The sequence below is a fragment of the Bradyrhizobium sp. UFLA06-06 genome (assembly GCF_054820065.1).
This window is the reverse complement of record NZ_JADFUD010000056.1, coordinates 1-19,167: the sequence shown is the minus strand read 5'-3', so window position 1 is coordinate 19,167 and position 19,167 is coordinate 1. Positions and strand designations below refer to the sequence as shown.

Below are 19,167 nucleotides of genomic sequence, written 5' to 3'. Positions count from 1 at the left end.
ACCAGCTCAAGACACTGATATTAAATAGCTTTAATGCGTTTCAGATTACCAAACGGTCATTTTTGATCGCGCCCGATCACGTCTCATCACGGCCTTGTGATGGCCTCTAGGGAACGGAATCGGCAAATCCTACGTTAGCGGGGCACGAGACGTTGAACCGGACAACAGACCGAACCGACAGATTTACTGAGAGCAGGAAGGCGGCAGGAGACTTCCATGAACCACTCGATCTACAGCGCCGATCGTATGACGCACCTGAAGATTGTGGTCGTGGCGTTGTTCGCCGGTATCCTGGTCGCGGGCTTTGGTATCGCGGCACATAATTCGTCGGATGAGGGATACACGCAGACGGCGCGGGTCATGAAGGCCGGCAAGCCCGTCGCGATCACCAGCACCAGCAACTCGCTGGTCCGCTAACAGGAGAGTTTCACGAATTCACGTAGTGTTCTTTACAGCCCCCCAAAGTCGCTGCGTGGATATTTAAGACCCCCAACTACCCCCAAGTTGACTATCGAAAACGCCCGCTCCCCACGGGCGTTTTCTTTTTTTGCGGATGGCGGATCGAACTGACCTGCTGCGAAACGCGCAGCTCTATCCTCGTCATTGCGAGCGAAGCGAAGCAATCCATTGCTCCCGAGCACGCGGAACGATGGATTGGATTGCTTCGCTGCGCTCGCAATGACGGGCGGCTACTGTCGGCAACCTCTAACGGTTAGACGGCTGGCCTATCGCGGCGGCGAACCCGACGCGCCCGGCACCGTCTCGATCAGCTTGCCGGTGAAGATCGGCGCCGAGGTCGGCTGGCCGTTCGGCGAACCGCCGGCCTGCTCGACAGTCACCGCATAGGTGGCGCCGTTGATCACGTCGGCGTCATAGCCCGACAGCACCGGCCGCGCGGTGAAATCATCGGCGCCGATCACGCCGAGCGAGCGCGGCTGCGGCAGCTTGTCGGAGATCAGCCAGAGCTCAAAGCTCTTGCCGGGCTCTGACGGGGCGCCGACCTTGCGGACGGTAAAATTCTTGGTCGCGCCGTCGATCGTCAGGATGAAGGCCGGCCCGCCATTCTGCCCCTGCAACAGCGCGACATACTGCGCGGACGGCGTCAATGCCTGCGCCGGCGTCTTCACTTCGACGGTCTGGATGCGCGGCTTTGGCCTTATCGCGTTCGGCAAGGCGTCGGGCTTGTAAATCTGTAGGCCGAGCGTCGCCAGCAGCGCGGCCGCGATCGCGGTCGCGGCCGACGCGATGCCGCGCCAGCGTTTCACGCGGCCTGTCAGCGCCGTCACGTTGCGTTCGTCGAAGATGACCCGCGGCGGTCGGGCCTCGGGCAGCCTCCGGGGCTCGGGCGACTGCGCAGGCTCCGGATCGAACGCCGAGCCGAATTCAGGATCGTCCGTGATCGGCGAAGGCGGCGGCGTCACCGTCGTGGCCGGCGTCTCGGGCAGCACCAGCGGCGCCTGCGCGCTCGCGTGGCCGATCGCCGCCTTGATGTTGTCCCAGACCACCGGACGCGGCTCGACCAGGCCGACCATCTGGTTCAGCGGCCCGAGCCTGAACTGCCAGGCCTGCACCAGCGCTGCGAACTCGCTGTCGACGGCCATCATGGTCTCGACCTGCGCGCGCTCCTCGGCATCGAGCGTACCGAGCGCATATTCCGCGGCGAGCGCGATATGGTCTTCGCTATAGGCCATCAATCAGAGTCCAAGACACTCCCGGATATCCATCAGGCTGCGGCGCAGCCAGGTCTTCACCGTGTTCACCGGTGTTTCGAACTTTGCGGCGAGCTGCTCGCGGCTCCAGCCGTTGTAATAGGCGAGCAGCACGAGCTTCTGACGATCCGGCTCCAGACGACCGACGCACTCCAGCAACCGCTTCAACTCTTCCGTCATTTCCCGTCGCGCCAGCGGATCGGGCGAGTCGGCGGCGACCTCCATCGAGGCCGGCTCGTCTTCCAGCGATGCCTCGCCGCGCTTGCGCACCACGTCGATGGCGCGGTTGCGCGCGATCGACGTCATCCACGTGATCGGGGAAGACAGGGCTGGGTTGAACTGCCCGGCGCTGTTCCAGATCTTGACGTAAGCCTCCTGGAGGACCTCCTCGGCGAGATCCTGTCGCCGCAAGATACGGAGCACGACGCCGAAGAGTTTCGCGCGGGTCGCGGCGTACAGCCGCTCAAAGGCGGTCTCATCCCCCTTGGCGACGGCGGCGATCAGCCAGACCAGCTCAGCCGGCGTCAGCATCTTGCGCCCTCCAAGCCCCGATCCCCCATCGCGTCATTGCCACCGTGCCGCCGATCTTCCCGTCCGGACCGGTGGTAGCATATTTTGGGACACCACGATCCGCCAAATGGCCGACGGGTCGCCGGCTTGTGGACAGCGCCCAGCAAAAAGCCCGGGCGATCGGCCCGGGCTCTCAATCTGGTCAGCTGAGGGAGCGAGGTCTCAGGCGATGACGCCGAGACGGGCCCGCATCAGGCCGATCGAATCCATGTCGGCTTGTTCGCGAGCGCTCTCCTCCGCGCGTTCGCGCGCCTGGTCGCGCTCGTCGAGCAGCTCGACCTTCTTCAATTCCTCGAATGCCTCCGACAGCAGCGCCTTGGCGTCATCGAGCTGGGCGCGCAGTTCGTCGGCCGAACGGGTCAGGTTCTCGCGGCGCTGGATCGCGGCCTTGGCATAGGTCGGATAGGCGAAGTGCGTGGGGTCGTTGATCCCGGCGCGCTCCTGCTCGGTCTGGATCTCGCGCTCGAGCTCGACCGACATGCGCTGGAAGTCGGCGATCATCCCTTCGATCTGGGTAACCCGACGGCGCTTTTCGTCGACCTGAAATTTCTTCAGGCGGATCAGCGTTTCACGTGACTTCATCGACTCATACTCCCCAGAAGTCCCAAATCTGAACGCGGGACAGAGCCGGCTCCCCGCTGGGCCCCGCCGGCATAGCTATGGTGTGCCGGCGATGATGGCCTGACAAAGTTAGCGTTCCGTTTCCAAACCCGACAGGATTTGAGCCAGTTGCCGGTAGCCGTCGGGAAGGCTGGTCGCGTCGTCCTTGGCCTGGCGCAGGTAGGCCTCGAGCGGCTCATGCAGCCGGATCGCCTCGTCGACCTCCGCGCTGGAACCCGGCCGGTAGGCCCCGAGCCGGATCAATTCCTCCATGTCGGCATAGGTCGCCATCACCTGCCGCGCCTTGTTGATGTAGGGCAGGAAGTCGGGGTCGGCCGACCGCGGCATGGTGCGCGAGACCGACTTGAGGATGTTGACCGCCGGATAGCGGCCGCGCTCGGCGATCGCCCGCTGCATCACGATATGACCGTCGAGGATGCCGCGCACCGCATCCGCGATCGGCTCATTGTGATCGTCGCCGTCGACCAGCACGGTGAAGATCGCGGTGATGGTGCCGTCGCCAGTGCCCGGCCCTGCCCGCTCGAGCAGCTTCGGCAGTTCGGTGAACACGGTCGGCGTGTAGCCCTTGGCGGTCGGCGGCTCGCCCGCCGAGAGGCCGATCTCGCGCTGCGCCATCGCAAAGCGCGTCACCGAGTCCATCAGGCACAGCACATCCTGTTCCTCGTCGCGGAAATACTCCGCGATGGCGAGCGTCAGATACGCCGCCTGGCGCCGCATCAGCGCCGGCTCGTCCGAGGTCGCGACCACCACGACCGAGCGCGCCAGCCCCTCCTCGCCGAGATCCTCCTGGAGGAATTCCTGCACCTCGCGGCCGCGTTCGCCGATCAGCCCGATCACCGAGATCGCGGCATCGACATTGCGCGCCAGCATCGACAGCAGCACCGACTTGCCGACGCCGGAGCCGGCGAAGATGCCGAGCCGCTGGCCGCGGCAGCAGGTCAGGAAGGTATTGAGACCGCGCACGCCGAGATCGAGCGGCGGGCCGACCCGCTTGCGCGAATGCGCCGGCGGCGGCGAGTTGCGGTAGGACATCGGCGAGGCGCCCTGCACCAGCGGGCCCTTGCCGTCGATCGGCTCACCCATCGCGTTGACGACGCGGCCGAGCCAGGCCGGCGACGGCCGCACCTGGCTCGCCGCATTGGCGATCACCGCGCGGCAACCGCGCCTGACGCCATCTAATCCGCCGAACGGCATCACCACCGCGTTCTCGCCGGAGAAGCCGATCACCTCGGCGGGGATGAAGCGGCCTGCGCCGACGTCGATCACGATGCGGGCGCCGACCGACATCGCGTGGATCGGGCCCGCGATCTCGACCATCAGCCCGCGAACACCGACCACGCGGCCATAAATATTGACGCCGTCGATGTCGCCGATCTGCTCCGCGAGCGCCTTCATTGCGAAAACCTTAAGTTTCCACGATTTTGCTCCGGCCGCTTAACTTCGTGTTTACCCGCATCATTAATCATTGCGTCACTGTCTTTGGTGACTGAGGTCGCTTGCCCATCAGAAGAAGGGCGAGTCGCGAGAGTCGGTTAGGCCCGCCTCTTAATGTGGAAACTGAACGAGCGCGGTTAGGAAAAGCTTCTTCTACGCAATATCTTAGGGCGATTCGACAAAAATTGCACGGTTAGAGCTTGCGTCGAGGAATCAGTTTTTGTTAACCATATCTCGTCAGGATCCGAATCAGTTGTTCAAAGGCGTTTTGTGAGTGCCGCAAGTGCGGCCGACCTGACGCCCGGAGCGGCGACTATAGGGGACTGGCATGCGCGTTTTGCTGATTGAAGATGACAGCGCCGTCGCGCAGTCGATCGAATTGATGCTCAAGTCCGAGAGTTTCAACGTCTACACGACGGACCTCGGCGAAGAGGGCGTCGATCTCGGCAAGCTTTACGACTACGACATCATCCTTCTCGACCTCAACCTGCCCGACATGTCCGGCTACGACGTGCTCAAGCAGCTCCGGGTGTCGAAGATCAAAACTCCCATTCTGATCCTCTCCGGCCTCGCCGGCATCGAGGACAAGGTCAAGGGTCTCGGCGTCGGCGCCGACGACTACATGACCAAACCCTTCCACAAGGACGAACTGGTCGCCCGCATCCACGCGATCGTGCGCCGCTCCAAGGGCCACGCCCAGTCGGTCATCCAGACCGGCGATCTCGTGGTCAATCTCGACACCAAGACGGTCGAGGTCGGCGGCCAGCGCGTGCATCTGACCGGCAAGGAATACCAGATGCTGGAGCTGCTCTCGCTCCGCAAGGGCACCACCCTCACCAAGGAAATGTTCCTCAACCATCTCTACGGCGGCATGGACGAGCCGGAGCTGAAGATCATCGACGTCTTCATCTGCAAGCTCCGCAAGAAGCTCGCCAACGCCTCCGAAGGCCGCAACTTCATCGAGACCGTGTGGGGCCGCGGCTACGTGCTGCGCGAGCCGCACGAGGCCGACGAGCGCATTCCCGCCTGACCTTCTGGGCCCGCAGAGAACCGCAAGGTTCGCTCCTTTCGACCTGAACCCCGCCGCAAATGGCGGGGTTTTTGTTTGGGATTGAACCGGCTGTCGGCATGCGCCGACCAAGGGAACGTGCAATCCTGCCTCGCGCGAATCCCGACGAACTCCCGGACCGCCCCGACATGATCCTGCAATCCCTCGCCGGCCTGCCGGCGTTCCTGGTCTATTTCTGCACGGCGCTGATCGCCGTGGTCGCCTACCTCTTCGTCTACACGCGTGTCACGCCGCACGACGAATTCCAGCTGATCCGCGACAACGATCCGGCGGCGGCGATTGCGCTGGGCTTAAGCCTGCTCGGCTTCGTGCTGCCGGTGGTCAGCGCCATCGCCCACTCCGCCAATGTCGTGGACTGCCTGATCTGGAGCATCATCGCGCTGATCGTGCAGATCATCGTCTATTACATCGTGAAGATCCCGGTGCCGAACCTGTCGGCGCGGATCGCCTCCGGCGAAATGGCGCCGGCGATCTGGCTTGGGCTGTCCTCGCTGGCGGCAGGCGCGCTGAACGCGGCCTGCATGATCTACTGAGCCGTTGAGCCAAACCATGGCGCGCAAACCGAACCCGGACTTCGGCAAACGGCGACCGGTCGTGCCGGCGGTGCCGACGCCGCCGCGGCCGGAGGCGCCATCCAAGCGCTCCAACCACGTCGCGCTGCTCTTGATGGGAACGCTCGCGGTCGGCGGCAGTGCCTACGCGCTGATGCCGCGGCCGAATTGCCAGCCAGTGCCGCCGACGCCGCCGGGCGTCACCGCACCGGGCGTCGCCACACCGGTCCCGCCGCAACCCGGCGTCGACTGCACGGCGCGCAGTTCGTCGTCGGGATCGGGCGGCAGCGGCGGCTCGTCGCGCAGCAGCTTCTACAGCAGCTCCTCGTCGAGCGGCTCCTCTTCTTCGTCGAGCTCATCGTCAAGCTCGTCGGTGAGCCGCGGCGGCTTCGGTTCATTCGCGCATGCGTTCGGCTTCAGCGGCGGCTGATGCGCATGTTGCCGTGTCATCGCTATGTCATCCCGCTTTCGCTTGCCCGGCGAACGCAGCTGATGGAAACTCGCCATGGCTCCGCAGACGGCAAGGCAGGGATTGCGTCCATGAAACGCTCGCGCCGCGTATGGCTGAAATTGATGGGAAGTAGCGCGATCGGCGCGGCGTCGATCGGCCTGACGCCAAGCCATGCCCGCAGCCACCATCACCACGCAGGACACGACGCGACGCGAAAGCCCGCGGAACGGTCGCCGTCCGGCGGCTTCGGCGGGGCGCCGCGCACCATCGCCCGCTACGGCGACGACGATCCGTCGCATGGCGGAAGCTGACACCAGGCTGACGAGCAAGCGCGGTTTCCCCTGATGCAACGCATCGCATGTCCCGAACGCGACGATTGGCGGACGACTGCCGAGAACGCCGGCTTCACCTTCCACACCATCGACGGCGAACGTTACTGGGACGAGCGCGCCTATTACGCCTTCACGCTGGACGAGATCGAGCGCTCGATCGAGACGCCGACCAGCGAGATCGACGCGATGTGTCTCGAGCTCGCCGGACGCGCGATCAAGGATGAGCGCTATCTGCGCCGGCTGAAGATACCGGAGGCGTTCTGGGATCTGATCGCGGCAAGCTGGCGCCGCAACAATCCGAGCCTGTACGGCCGGCTCGATCTCACCTTCGACGGCCGCGGCCCGGCCAAGCTGCTCGAATACAATGCCGACACGCCGACCTCGATCTTCGAGGCCGCGGTGTTTCAATGGACCTGGCTCGAACAGGCGATCCAACGCAACATCATCCCGAAGCGCGCCGACCAGTTCAACTCGATCCACGACCGGCTGATCGGGGCCTGGAAGAGGATCGGCGCGACCCACCCGCTGCATCTCACCGGACTGACCGGAAATCCCGAGGACGCCGGCACGCTCGCCTATCTCGAGGACACCGCGGCGCAGGCCGGGCTGAAGACCACGCTGCTCGACATCGAAGAGATCGGACTGCGCGACGACGGTCAATTCGTCGACCTCGATGAACGCCCGATCGCACTCGCGTTCAAGCTCTATCCGTGGGAATGGATGTTCCACGACGCGTTCGGCAAGAACCTCTCGACCGCGCCGACGCAATGGATCGAGCCGCCGTGGAAGGCGATCCTCTCCAACAAGGGCATCCTGCCGCTGCTCTGGGAGATGTTCCCGAACCACCCCAATCTGCTGCCGGCCTATTTCGAGGACGACCCGCAGGCCGCCCAGCTCGGCACGTCGTTCGTGCGCAAGCCGATCTATTCGCGCGAGGGCGCCAATGTCGAGCTGGTCAGCGCCGGCGTCACGCTGGTCGCCGAGCAAGGCCCCTACGGCGCCGAAGGCTTCATCCGCCAGGCACTCGCGCCGCTGCCGAATTTTTCCGGGCAGTATCCGGTGCTCGGCAGCTGGCTGGTCGACGGCACGCCCTGCGGACTGTCGATTCGGGAAGACGAAAATCCGATCACCGGCAACACCTCGCGCTTCCTGCCGCACGCGATTCTGTAGCGGTGTCGGTCAACGCGTCCCGTTCCCCGTCATCCTGAGGAGCCGCGAAGCGGCGTCTCGAAGGATCGACGGCCCGGCTGGTGGCCGTGCATCCTTCGAGACGCGCGCAAGAGCGCGCTCCTCAGGATGACGGACAAACAATTGAACTTCGCTCAGGAAAACGCACTCACCGCGCAGCGGACGCAACCGCCTTCAGCACATGCAGCGCGGCGCCGGCGCGCGCGACTGGCGCAGTGTTCGGCTGATAGAGTCCGCGCCGGTCGGGATAAGGCCTGAACAGGTTGGTGATGCCGACCACGGATTCCGCCGCGCCAAGCGCCAGCACGCCGTCGGGCTCGAGCATCCGGGCCACCTTGCCGAAGATGCCGGCCTTGGTCTGCTGATCGAAATAGATCAGCACGTTGCGGCAGAAGATCACGTCGAAGGTGCCGAGATGCGAGACGTCCTGCAACAGATTGAGCTGGCGGTGCTGCACCATGCCGCGGACATCGGCGTTGAGCTGCCAGAGCTCGCCCTTCTGCACGAAATACTTGACCAGCAGCTGGATCGGCAGGCCGCGCTGCACCTCGAACTGGCTGAACAGGCCGGCCTTGGCCTTTTCGAGCACCGCCTGCGACAGGTCGGTGGCGATGATCTCGATGCGCCAGCCGGCAAACAGCGCGGTCATCTCCTTCAGCAGCATCGCGATCGAATAGGGCTCCTGCCCGGTCGACGACGCCGCGCACCAGATACGCAAGCTGCGGCGCGCCGCGCGCGCCTGCGCGAGTGCGGGCAGCACCGCTTCCTTCAGATGGTCGAACGGGATCTTGTCGCGAAAGAAGAAGGTCTCGTTGGTGGTCATCGCTTCGACCACCTCGGACGTCAGCAGTTCGGCGCCGCCCTTCATCCGCTGCACCAGCTCGGGAATCCCGGCGAGGTTCGACCGGCGCGCCAAGGGCAGCAGGCGACTCTCGACGAGATATTGCTTGACGGCGGAGAGATCGAGGCCGGAACGCTCTTTCAGCAGCTTACGCAGATACTCGTAGTCCAGCGGCGTCACGAACGGTCTCCCGCAAACACCCGAACAAGCTTCGGTGCGATCTGATTGAGCGGCAGCACCGCGGCGCAGATGCCGGCATTGACCGCGGCACCGGGCATGCCCCACACCACGCTGGTCGCTTCGTCCTGCGCGATCACGCTGCCGCCGGCGGCGACGATGTCCTTGCCGCCGCGCATGCCGTCGGAGCCCATGCCGGTCAGGATCACCGACATGATGCTGCCCTGCCAGACATCGATCGCGGAGGTGAACATCGGATCCACCGCGGGCTTGCAGAAATTGACCGGCGGCCCGTCGTCGAGCGCGATCGTGGCATCGACGCCGTGGCGCGCGATGCGCATGTGGCGCCCGCCCGGCGCCAGATAGATCTGGCCCGGCTTGATACTCTCGCCGTCGATCCCCTCATGCGCCGGCCGCTTGCTGGTGCGCGCCAGATGCTCGGCGAGAATGGTCGTGAAGGTCGGCGGCATGTGCTGGGTGATCAGCACCGGGAAGCGATCGATCACCGGGCCGATCTCGGCGACCAGCGTCATCAGCGCCTGCGGTCCGCCGGTCGACGAGCCGATCAGCAGCACCTTGGGCGGCAGCAGGCCGAACGAACGGCGCGTGGCCTGGGCCGGCGCCGTATGCGCGGCAGCGGGAATAGACGGACGCGGTCTGTCATGACCGGGCGCAAGCGGCGGGCTTGCCGTCGTGTGCACCGGGCTGCGCCGCGCCTTGGCGCCGAGATGACGGATCTTCTGGATCAGGTCGTGGCGGAAGGTTTCCGCGGCGGTGGCCTCGCGCGTGCTTTCCGGCTTCGGAATGTAGTCGGACGCACCGAGCGAGAGCGCCTTCAGGCTGATCTCCGCGTTGCGGCGGGTCAGCGTGGAAGCCATGATGACGACGAGATTGCGCTTCTTCGCCAGCAGCTGCGGCAGCGCCGAGATACCGTCGAGGTCGGGCATCTCGATATCGAGCACCGCGACATCGGGGTTGATGCGCTCGAGCTGGTTGACGGCGTCGAGGCCGGTGCGCAGCGAGGCGACGACCTCCATGTCGGGCTCGGCGCCGATCCAGCGCGAGATCATCCCGCGGATCACCACGGAATCGTCGACCACCATCACCCGCACCTTGTCGGTACGGGTCGATGTCGGGACCGCAGTACTTGTCAACGCAACACTCATGACTTCACCAGCGACGCAACACGACGCACAACAACCGTTGAGCCGAAGGCTTCTGCCGCCGGATCGAACGAAGAATCTAAGTCAGCATGATCTTCGCGCAAACGCTTCGCGTTTGTCGCAGGGAAAACCGGTTCCCACTTTTCCGGATCATGCTCTAAATCAGTCCGACTTCCTGGAACTTCGCAGTGACGATGTCCCGGTCGAACGGCTTCATGATGTACTCGTTGGCACCGGCATGCAGCGCGCGTGCGATATGCGCGACGTCATTCTCGGTGGTGCAGAACACGACCTTGGGCTGATCGCCGCCGGGCATGCGGCGGAGATTGCCGAGAAACTCGTAGCCGTCCATGACCGGCATGTTCCAGTCGAGCAGCACCGCCTCCGGCATCGCGCGCTTGCAGGCTTCGAGCGCCTTGGCGCCGTCCTCGGCCTCGACGATCTGGAAGTCGAGACCTTCCAGGATGCGGCGGGCGACCTTGCGAATGACGCTTGAGTCATCGACAACAAGACAGGTTCTCATCTGCGACCTCTACTTCCTCATCCCCGGTGGGATGTTTCAGTTCTTCAGTTCGGGCGGCCCCGTTCACGCCGCTTTGGCATCAGGCACCAGTTCGAGCACGCGATCGACATCGAGGACGACCATGAGCTGGCCGTCGAGGCGGTGGACGCCGCCGGCGAGCTTGGCCATGCGGGGATCGAGATTGACCGGATTGTCCTCGCGGCTGTCGTCGGGCAGCCGCAGCACCTCGCCGATCTGGTCGATCAGCAGGCCATAGGATTCGCCGCGCTGGTCGACGCCGACCGCCATCGGCGGCTTACCGTCATCGGCCTTCGGCAGCCCGAGCCGGGCGCGCATGTCGACCACGGTGACGATGCGGCCGCGCAGGTTGAGCACGCCGGCGATCTCGCTGGAGGCCAGCGGCACCCGCGTCAGCCGCTCCGGCATGAACACGTCCTGCACCCGCGAGATCGGCAGGCCGAACAGCTGCCCGCCGATCACGGCGGTGACGTACTCGGCCATGGCGCCTTCGCTGGTCTCGGTCTTGCTGGTCATCGTTTTGTCCCTTCAAGCCCGGTCATGCCGCCCGGCGCAGTTCGGCGGTCTGCTCCTTCAGCGCCGCGATCAGCCCGGGACGATCAAACTTGGCGACATAGTCGTGGAAGCCGGCCTGCCGGCCGCGCTCGATCGCCGCCGGCGACACCATCGCCGACAGCGCGATGATCGGCAGCTGGTTGAAGTTGTGGTCGCTTCGGATGTTCTCGGCGAACTCAAAGCCGTTCATCTCGGGCATCTCGATGTCGGTCAGCACGACGTCGAAGCTTTGCCCCGAACGCAGCGCGGCGAGCCCTTCCTGCGCGCCGCCCGCGGTCCTGACCTTGTAGCCGGCGGCCTTCAAGACCGGCGCCAGCATGTTGCGGAAGAACGCCGAGTCATCGACCAGCAGCACCGACTGCGCCGAGGCCGACGGGCGCATCTCCTTGCGCGAGAACCAGTCGGCGAACGCCATCGGCAGGAAGTGGCCGACGTCGATCACCTCGGTGGCCTGGCCCTTGATTACGGCCGAGCCGAGGATGCCGTCCTGCGAACCCGCGACCTCGATGTTGAGCCGCTCCTCGACGATGTCGATGATCTCGTCGACCACGAGCCCCATCGAGCGACCGTCGTCGGCGAACACCAGGATCGGCTGCGAGCCCTGCGACTGCACCTCGACCCCGGCCATCTGCACCAGCGGCATCAGCTGCTCGCGGTACTGCACCATGTAGCGGCCGTTCGAGAGCTCGATCTTGTCGGTTGCGATCTCCTCCAGCCGGGTGACGAGGCCGAGCGGCACCGCCTTGGGCTGCGAGGAGCCGGCGCGGAACACCAACAGCGAGGTCAGCTGCTCGCCGCTTGCGGCATGCGCCGCGGCATTGTCGTCGGCCAGGTCATGGGCCGAGGAGCCGGACGCGCCGAGGGCTTTGGCGATGCCGTTGGGGTCGATGATCATGATGACGGCGCCATCGCCCAAAATGGTGTTGCCGGAGAACATGTCGATGTGCCGCAGCTTGGTCGACATCGGCTTGACCACGATCTCCTCGGTGTGGAACACGCCGTCGACCACGATGCCGAAGGTCTGGCTGCCGACTTGCGTGACCACGATGAAGCCGTTCTCGGCATCGCTGGTGGTCGCGCCGTCGTCGATCTTCAAGAGCTTCTTGAGATGGATCAGCGGCAACAGCTTGTTGCGCAGCCGCAAGACCGCGGTGTCCTTGATCCGCTCGATGCGGTGCTCGGAGTTGGCGCGAGCCCGCACCAGCTCGACCACCGACAATTGGGGAATTGCAAAACGGTCGCCGCCGGCTTCCACGATCAGCGCGGAGACGATCGCCAGGGTCAGCGGGATCTTGATGGTGACCGAGGCGCCCTCGCCGGCCACGCTCTTGATGTCGATGGTGCCGCCGATCTGGTCGATATTGGTGCGCACCACGTCCATGCCGACGCCGCGGCCGGACACCGAGGTCACTTGGGCTGCGGTCGAGAAGCCCGGCGCGAAGATGAACTTGTGGATCTGGGCCTCGGTCATCTTCTCGAGCTCGGCCTCGGTGACGAGACCGTTCTGAAGCGCCTTGGCCTTGATCCGCTCGGTGTTGAGCCCGCGGCCATTGTCGGCGATGCAGATGATGATGTGGCCGCCTTCGTGATAGGCGGAGAGGCGAATGGTGCCCTGTTCCGGCTTGCCGGCCGCGACCCGCTCGGCGGTGGTCTCGAGCCCATGATCGGCGGAGTTGCGCACCATGTGCGTCAGCGGATCCTTGATCAGGTCGAGCACCTGGCGGTCGAGCTCGGTATCGGCGCCGTGCATCTCGAGCTCGATCTGCTTGCCGAGTTCGCCGGAGAGGTCGCGGACGATGCGCGGCAGCTTCTGCCAGGCATTGCCGATCGGCTGCATGCGCGTCTTCATGACGCCCTCCTGCAGCTCGGCGGTGACGTTGGAGAGCCGCTGCAACGGCACCTTGAACTCGGTGTCCTCGTTGCGGCGGGAGATCTCCAGCAGCTGGTTGCGGGTTAGCACCAGTTCGGAGACCATGGTCATGAGGTGTTCGAGGGTATCGACATTGACCCGGATCGACTGGTTGGCGATCTTGTCGCCTTCCTGGACATCTTCACCCGCGGCCTTGCGGGCCGGCTTCTTCGCAGCCTCGGCCGGCTCGGCGGCGGGAGCCGCAGCAACAGCGGGCTTAGCGGCCGGCGCCGGTGCGGCGACTTCGGTCTCGGTCTCGCGGAAGGCGCGCTCGAGCTCGTCGAGCGAGACCTCGCCCGGACGCAGCGGACGCTCCAGCGTCTGCACCACCAGCGTGCCCTCGGTCATTGCCGCCTGCACCGGCGGGGCTTCAACGACCGGCACATCTTCTTCAGCCGCAGCTTCGCCAGCAGCCATGGCGGCCATGCCGTGCTCGACCATGGCCTCGAGCTGATCGATCAGGTCGCGGTCGTTGCCCTCAGGCTCCGCCTCGGTCGCCTCAAGGCCGCCGAGGATCTCCTTGATGCGGTCGATCGAGGACAGGATCAGCGTCACGGCTTCCGCCTTCACCGGCATGCCGTCGCGGAATTTGCCCATCAAGGTCTCGCCGGCATGCGCCAGCGCCTCGAGCCGCGGCAGCCCGAGGAAGCCGCAGGTCCCCTTGATGGTGTGCACCAGGCGGAAAATGTTATCCAGGATCTTCGCGTTGTTCGGGTCCTGCTCGAACTGCACCAGCTGGTTGTCGACCGTATCCAGGCTCTCGCTGCTCTCCGTCAGGAACTCGCGCAACAGATCGTCCATGAAACCAACCTTCGAAAAACGCCGAAAACGCTGCGGCGCGCGACATCGACGCGCCTGACGGAACTTAGGTCAGCTTCTCCGCAAAGCGTTTAAGTTTGGTTGAGCAAATGGAAAAGAACGGGATCAACAAAGAGATAAGGCCGCGCGATCGAATCGCGCGGCCGGTCGTAACCTTTGCTTAATGATGTTCCCGCGGCCGCGTTCAGGACGCTGCGATAACGACCTTGTCGCCGTCGAGCGTCAGCGTCACTTTCAGCCCGCAGGCTTCCGCCAAGAGGCGCGTGTAATGCGGCTGCACCGCATGTGCATCAACCGTGTTCGACGAGCTTGCATTGAGCAGGTCGACGATGTTCTGCGGCACCCGCGCATTGAGGCCCGCGGCCAGGATGCGGAAGCTCATCGTCTCCCCCTCGCCGACCGGATCGATCGTGAGCGTGCCGCCGCGCGGGATCGTCTGCTGCGCGATGACCAGCATGTTCAGCAGCAGCTTGACCCGGTTCTTGGGCAGGAGCAGCCGCGGCAAATTCCAGGTCAGCGTCACCTTGCCGTCCTCGATATGCCCCTTCGCCATGTTCTGGGCATCGCCGAGGTCGATCTGCGCGCCGGAGGAACCGGCCGCGCCGAACGCCAGCCGGCAGAACTGCAACCGCGCCGAAGCGGTCTTGGCGCTCTTGCGAATCAGATCGAGCGCGAAGTCGCGGTCTTCGGGCTTGGGATTGTCGTCAAGGACCTCAAGCCCATTGACGATCGCGCCGACCGGACTGATGAGATCGTGACAGACCCGCGAGCACAACAGCGCCGCGAGTTCGAGCGCATCGGGAGCGGGACCGGGAGACGAAGTGCCAGACATCAATTGTTTCCTGGAAAGCCGCACGCCGACCGAGGAGTGCGAATCACGCATGCCTGTCGGCTTGATACACCGCGCAGACGGATGCTGCCAGCTTGCGGCGGGACTGATAAAGCATGATCCGGAAAAGTGGAAACCGGTTTTCCAAAAAGATCATGCTCAAACAAGGAGATGAGATCATGATGCGATGCTCCGTCATCGCATCATGATCTCAGGGAACACAAACAGGATATGAAACCCCCTCATGATTAAGGCACAGCCGTCCCTGATCGGCTGCGAGACCGCCGCCACGCTGCTCGAATCACTGACCGAACTGGTGATCCGCGCCGGCGAGGCAATTCTTGCCGTCAATCGTTCGGCGATGAATGTGACCGGCAAGAGCGACGGGTCGCCGGTCACCGAGGCCGATCTCGCCGCCGACCACATCATCGTCGAAGGGTTGACGCAGCTCGCGCCGCAGGTGTCGCTGCTGTCGGAGGAGCGCGTCCATCTGGCGACGCCGCCTTACAAGGACAGTTTCTTCCTGATCGATCCGCTCGACGGCACCAAGGAGTTCGTTGCCGGCCGCAATGAATTCACCGTCAATGTGGCGCTGGTCACGCAAGGCGTGCCGCTGCTCGGCATCGTCGGCGCACCGGCACTCGGGCTGATCTGGCGCGGCATCGTCGGCAAGGGCGCGGAGCGGCTGACGCTGCAAGGCGGCGCGGTTTCGCAGGCGGTGCCGATCAAGACCCGTCCCTGCCCGCCACGCGGCGCGCCATGGACGGTGGCAGTGAGCCGCTCGCATGGCGATGCACGCACCGAAGCCTTCATCGACGAGCGCGGCGGCGCGGTCCGCGCCGTGCTGGGCTCGGCTGTCAAATTCGGCCGCGTCGCCGAGGGCGATGTCGACATCTATCCCCGGTTGTCGCCGACATCGGAGTGGGATGTGGCGGCCGGTCACGCGGTCGTCGTTGCGGCCGGCGGAAAGGTCACCGATTCGAACGGCAGCCCATTACATTTCGGACTCGGCCGCGAAGACTTTCTGGTGCCGGAATTCATCGCCTGGGGCGACCCGACCGCGGCGCCGTGATCACTGCGCGAGATTGTCTTCCAGCTCCGGCCAACGCGCCGCGGCTTCCTTCAAAAAGCGCGCGGGATCGGCGGCGAACGCGTCACGGCTGCGTTCCCGGTTGAACAGGTAGAGCCTGTTCCCGACGACGGCCCAGAATCGCGGATTGCCCGCGCAGGTGACGCCCCGCACCAGATCGGTCGGATCGTAACCGCCGAATTGCGGGCCATAGATTTCGGGATGCGCCACGAACGAGGCGCGGTTGCCCTCGTTGCGGAAACGCCAGACCACGCCGCTCTCCGCGGCCTCGAATTCCGGCCGCCCCTGGGTGGCGGCGGCGTCGGTGAAATAAGCGACGGGATCGAATCCCTCGATCGCCAATCCGGAGTAGCGGTTCGTCACCACGCGCTCGGTTGTGGTGGCCTGAACAGGCAAGGACGGCCAGATGGCCGCCAAAATGCCCGCCAACAGGCCGAAAAACGCCATCCCCCGGCACGATCCATATCTTTCCTGCCGTTGTGCCGTCATAGTTGATACCGATAACATCCGAGTCGAGGGGACACCGGGCGCAACCTAGAGCCGTGCCTGTTGGCATCAGGTTAAGGGGCAGCGCCCGGATTTCGATAGCAGGGGTTCTTAATGACTTTCGCATCACGCCTTGCCGCGGTCGCGTTTGCCGCGCTGATGTGCTGGAGCGCAGGGGCGTCCGCGCAGCAGGGCCCGCCACCGCAATATCCGCCGCCACAGCGTGAACCGACCCCGTATACTTACGGGCCCGACGAACTGGTCAATGCCGGACACAAGTTCTTCGGCAATGTCTCGCGCGGACTCGCCTCGGTCATCGAGCGCGCCGTCAGCCAGTGGGGCTTGCCCAATGGCTATGTGCTCGGCGAGGAAGGCTCCGGCGCCTTCGTGGCCGGGCTGCGCTATGGCGAAGGCACGCTCTACACCAAGAACGCCGGCGACCTCAGGGTCTACTGGCAGGGTCCCTCGGTCGGCTTCGACTGGGGCGGCGACGGCGCGAGGACCATGACGCTGGTCTACAACCTGCCCTCGACCCAAGCGATCTATCAGCGCTTCGTCGGCATCGACGGCTCGGCCTATATCGTCGGCGGCTTCGGCATGACGGCGCTGACCGCCAACAACATCGTGCTGGTCCCGATTCGCTCGGGCATCGGCTTGCGGCTCGGCGCCAGCGTCGGCTATCTCAAATTCACCCCGCGCGCGACCTGGAACCCGTTCTAGAGCGTTTCCAGCGAAGTGGACGCCGGTTCGCATCAAGAAAACGCGTCAAGACGGAATCCAGAACCTCGTTCCGATTCAATCGGAACGAGGCCCGAGGTCACAGCCCTGATCGGGCGATGAGGCCGACGCTCCGGCACGGTTGGCAATTCAGGTTAACGCGGCAATCGGGCTGGCCTTTGGCCGGCCCGCCGTGGCATTGTGATTAACAAATTCCTTCTTTTCTTGGAGTGACCTTTCATGATCGAGCCGATCATGTACGCGGCGATCGGTTTCCTGATCTCGATGCTGTGCGGCCTGATGATCGTTCCGCTGGTGCATAACCGGGCGGTGCGGCTGACCACGCGCCGCATGGAGGCGGCCACCCCGCTGTCGATGGCCGAGATCCAGGCCGACAAGGACCAGCTCCGCGCCGAATTCGCCATGTCGGCCCGCCGGCTCGAGATGAGCGTCGACCAGCTCAAGAGCAAGACCACGAGCCAGCTCGCCGAGCTCGGCAAGAAGACCGATGCGATCAACCGCATGAAGATCGAGCTCGGCGAGAAGAACGCCGCGATCTTCGCGCTGGAAGCGCGCGAGAAGGCGATGAAGGAGCAGCTTCGCGCCACCGAGGAAGAGTTCTCGGCCAAAACCGAGCTGTTGCGCAACGCCGAGCAGGCGCTGACCGACAAGCAGGGCGAGCTCGGCAAGATCAACGCCGAGCTCAACGACCGCGCGATGACCGCCGACAGCCGCCAGATCGAACTGGTCGCGGTGCGGACCCAGGTCGAGGAGCTGAAGAACCGGGTCGGCGATGCCGCCAGGGAATTCGCGGCAACCGAAGCCCGCCTCACCCAGGAGCGCAGCCAGTCGGAAACCGCGACGCGCGATCTCACCGACGCGCGCGGCCGGGTCGAGAATCTGAGCCAGCGCGTCACCGATCTCGACCGCCAGCTGGTCGCCCAGGTCAAGGAAGCTGAGATGCTCGGCAACCGGGTCAACGACCTCGAGACGCGGCTTGCGACCCAGGGCAAGCTGCTGGCCGAGCGCGAATTCGAGAACGGCCAGTTGAAGCAGGCCAACGCCGCCGCCGAGCGGACGGTGCAGGAGCTGCGCGAGGAGATCGCCGCGGCGGGCGGCGGCAAATCCTCCGCGCTCGACAGGCTGCGCCAGGAGAAGGCTCAAGTCGAGGAGCAGCTGCGCACTGTCAGCGACGAGCGCGGCAAGCTGCAGCGCGACATCAACGCGATCCAGCAGCAGGCCGAAAGCTCCTGGGCGACCGAGCGGATGGAGAATGCGCTGCTGCGCGAGCGCATCAACGACATCGCCGCCGAGGTGGCCAAGCTCGCGATCCAGCTCGAGGGCCCCAATTCGGCGATCGAGGCCATGCTGGCGGCGGAGCCGACGGTGCCGGCCAAGGCGGCGGCCAAGCCCGCCAACGGCGCCTCGCCGGGCAACGGGATGCCCGAGGGCGGCGGCACGCTCGCCGAGCGCATCCGGGCGCTGCAGTCACACGCCTCCCGCGCCCGCCAGCAAGGGGCGTGATTCCCGCAGGGTTTGGCTTGACACCCCTACCCGGCACTTCGTAAATCGCACGCTCTGACGAAGCGCCCATTTTCGACCGGCCGCCGACCAGCGGCCTTTGGCACGTCACATCCCGGACGCATAGCTCAGCGGGAGAGCGTTCCCTTCACACGGGAGAGGTCCAAGGTTCGATCCCTTGTGCGTCCACCATTCCCTTTCGGGACCGCCTCATCAAAAATGTCGAAAACAACCCCATGCAAAGTAGCCGACGCGTTAGCGGCGGCGACCCGGCCTTTCCGGCTCACTGCCGGCGGCGCTGCGGTGCGGATGACGGGTTGGCGGTGCGGCGGCTGAGTTCGCCGAGCAAGTCGCGAACCGCGCCGTCGAGTTCATCGGGCGGCGGAGTGGCGTGATCGGCGGGCTGCGTGCTGGTCGGCCGATACCAGCCGCGGGCAGAGCTGTCGTCATTGGCGGCGCGAACCTGCGGCGCGCGAACGCGAACGCGCGGGGCGGACCGCCGCCGGCGGCGCGAGATCAGCTCGCGTACGCCGTATCCCGATACGAATCCGATCCCGGCGACGAGGACGACAATCAGAAATTCCAACATTGCGG

The 19,167-nt window shown here is 65.0% G+C and carries 21 protein-coding genes and 1 tRNA gene; 10 read left to right on the top strand and 12 right to left on the bottom strand.

All coding sequences use genetic code 11. The annotated features are described in order from the left end of the window. Positions 1-216 precede the first annotated feature (216 nt). On the top strand, positions 217-417 hold the full coding sequence (locus IF803_RS32880; RefSeq protein WP_092090232.1) for a hypothetical protein: 201 nt from the start codon (positions 217-219) through the stop codon (positions 415-417). Positions 418-725: 308 nt separating this feature from the next. Here the strand turns inward: IF803_RS32880 and IF803_RS32875 are convergent, their stop codons facing one another. From IF803_RS32875 to fliI, 4 genes are all read right to left on the bottom strand, one after another. Beyond that, a complete protein-coding gene (locus IF803_RS32875) occupies positions 726-1,691 on the bottom strand; it encodes an anti-sigma factor (protein ID WP_461194962.1) in 966 nt (321 codons plus the stop codon). Between the two features lie 3 nt (positions 1,692-1,694). Beyond that, on the bottom strand, positions 1,695-2,240 hold the full coding sequence (locus IF803_RS32870) for a sigma-70 family RNA polymerase sigma factor (protein ID WP_461194961.1): 546 nt from the start codon (positions 2,238-2,240) through the stop codon (positions 1,695-1,697). A gap of 201 nt (positions 2,241-2,441) precedes the next feature. Then, complete coding sequence (gene fliJ / locus IF803_RS32865; protein WP_016848565.1) at positions 2,442-2,861, bottom strand: flagellar export protein FliJ; 420 nt, start codon at positions 2,859-2,861, stop codon at positions 2,442-2,444. Positions 2,862-2,969: 108 nt separating this feature from the next. Beyond that, a complete protein-coding gene (gene fliI, locus IF803_RS32860) occupies positions 2,970-4,295 on the bottom strand; it encodes a flagellar protein export ATPase FliI (protein WP_461194959.1) in 1,326 nt (441 codons plus the stop codon). 367 nt (positions 4,296-4,662) lie between these two features. Here fliI and ctrA point away from each other — a divergent pair, with 367 nt between their 5' ends. From ctrA to IF803_RS32835, 5 genes are all read left to right on the top strand, one after another. Continuing rightward, complete coding sequence (gene ctrA / locus IF803_RS32855; RefSeq protein ID WP_016848562.1) at positions 4,663-5,364, top strand: response regulator transcription factor CtrA; 702 nt, start codon at positions 4,663-4,665, stop codon at positions 5,362-5,364. 167 nt (positions 5,365-5,531) lie between these two features. After that, entirely contained in the window at positions 5,532-5,936 is a 405-nt protein-coding gene (locus IF803_RS32850; RefSeq protein WP_016848561.1) for a DUF350 domain-containing protein, read from the top strand. A gap of 16 nt (positions 5,937-5,952) precedes the next feature. Then, positions 5,953-6,384 carry a hypothetical protein gene (locus IF803_RS32845; RefSeq protein WP_461194958.1) on the top strand — a complete coding sequence of 144 codons (432 nt, stop codon included), beginning with the start codon at positions 5,953-5,955 and terminating at the stop codon, positions 6,382-6,384. A 110-nt stretch (positions 6,385-6,494) separates the two neighbouring features. Continuing rightward, positions 6,495-6,716 (top strand): hypothetical protein, encoded by a 222-nt coding sequence (locus IF803_RS32840; RefSeq protein ID WP_461194957.1) that lies wholly within the window; start codon positions 6,495-6,497, stop codon positions 6,714-6,716. Between the two features lie 33 nt (positions 6,717-6,749). Next, positions 6,750-7,907 (top strand): glutathionylspermidine synthase family protein, encoded by a 1,158-nt coding sequence (locus IF803_RS32835; RefSeq protein ID WP_461194956.1) that lies wholly within the window; start codon positions 6,750-6,752, stop codon positions 7,905-7,907. Positions 7,908-8,073: 166 nt separating this feature from the next. On the opposite strand, the gene IF803_RS32830 is transcribed toward IF803_RS32835, so the two are convergent. The 6 genes from IF803_RS32830 to chpT all read right to left on the bottom strand — a co-directional run bounded on the left by IF803_RS32830 (position 8,074) and on the right by chpT (position 14,762). Continuing rightward, entirely contained in the window at positions 8,074-8,946 is an 873-nt protein-coding gene (locus tag IF803_RS32830; protein ID WP_461194955.1) for a CheR family methyltransferase, read from the bottom strand. Beyond that, positions 8,943-10,109, bottom strand: a complete 1,167-nt coding sequence (locus tag IF803_RS32825) for a protein-glutamate methylesterase/protein-glutamine glutaminase (RefSeq protein ID WP_461194954.1) — start codon at positions 10,107-10,109, stop codon at positions 8,943-8,945. Before IF803_RS32825 ends, IF803_RS32830 begins: the two co-directional genes overlap by 4 nt. 154 nt (positions 10,110-10,263) lie before the next feature. Beyond that, complete coding sequence (locus tag IF803_RS32820) at positions 10,264-10,629, bottom strand: response regulator (RefSeq protein WP_018273268.1); 366 nt, start codon at positions 10,627-10,629, stop codon at positions 10,264-10,266. A gap of 63 nt (positions 10,630-10,692) precedes the next feature. Continuing rightward, the gene (locus IF803_RS32815; RefSeq protein WP_155262142.1) at positions 10,693-11,163 is read right to left on the bottom strand and encodes a chemotaxis protein CheW; all 471 of its coding nucleotides are present in this window, start codon (positions 11,161-11,163) and stop codon (positions 10,693-10,695) included. A gap of 22 nt (positions 11,164-11,185) precedes the next feature. Beyond that, positions 11,186-13,912: a hybrid sensor histidine kinase/response regulator gene (locus IF803_RS32810; protein WP_461194953.1), complete on the bottom strand. Its 2,727-nt coding sequence runs from the start codon at positions 13,910-13,912 to the stop codon at positions 11,186-11,188. 202 nt (positions 13,913-14,114) lie between these two features. After that, entirely contained in the window at positions 14,115-14,762 is a 648-nt protein-coding gene (gene chpT, locus IF803_RS32805; RefSeq protein ID WP_304496730.1) for a histidine phosphotransferase ChpT, read from the bottom strand. Between the two features lie 241 nt (positions 14,763-15,003). Between chpT and cysQ the strand changes: the two genes are divergently transcribed. Next, complete coding sequence (gene cysQ, locus IF803_RS32800; protein ID WP_461194952.1) at positions 15,004-15,831, top strand: 3'(2'),5'-bisphosphate nucleotidase CysQ; 828 nt, start codon at positions 15,004-15,006, stop codon at positions 15,829-15,831. On the opposite strand, the gene IF803_RS32795 is transcribed toward cysQ, so the two are convergent. Continuing rightward, on the bottom strand, positions 15,832-16,296 hold the full coding sequence (locus IF803_RS32795) for a YHS domain-containing (seleno)protein (protein WP_028344112.1): 465 nt from the start codon (positions 16,294-16,296) through the stop codon (positions 15,832-15,834). It lies immediately after the preceding gene. Positions 16,297-16,449: 153 nt separating this feature from the next. On the opposite strand from IF803_RS32795, the gene IF803_RS32790 reads away from it, so the two are divergent. The 3 genes from IF803_RS32790 to IF803_RS32780 all read left to right on the top strand — a co-directional run bounded on the left by IF803_RS32790 (position 16,450) and on the right by IF803_RS32780 (position 18,765). Then, on the top strand, positions 16,450-17,055 hold the full coding sequence (locus IF803_RS32790; RefSeq protein WP_016843676.1) for a DUF1134 domain-containing protein: 606 nt from the start codon (positions 16,450-16,452) through the stop codon (positions 17,053-17,055). A gap of 237 nt (positions 17,056-17,292) precedes the next feature. Beyond that, complete coding sequence (locus tag IF803_RS32785; RefSeq protein WP_411780199.1) at positions 17,293-18,576, top strand: coiled-coil domain-containing protein; 1,284 nt, start codon at positions 17,293-17,295, stop codon at positions 18,574-18,576. A 114-nt stretch (positions 18,577-18,690) separates the two neighbouring features. After that, positions 18,691-18,765, top strand: a tRNA-Val gene (locus IF803_RS32780). Between the two features lie 91 nt (positions 18,766-18,856). Here the strand turns inward: IF803_RS32780 and IF803_RS32775 are convergent. Then, positions 18,857-19,167: hypothetical protein (locus IF803_RS32775; RefSeq protein WP_461194949.1), on the bottom strand; the 311-nt coding region annotated here is incomplete at its 5' end.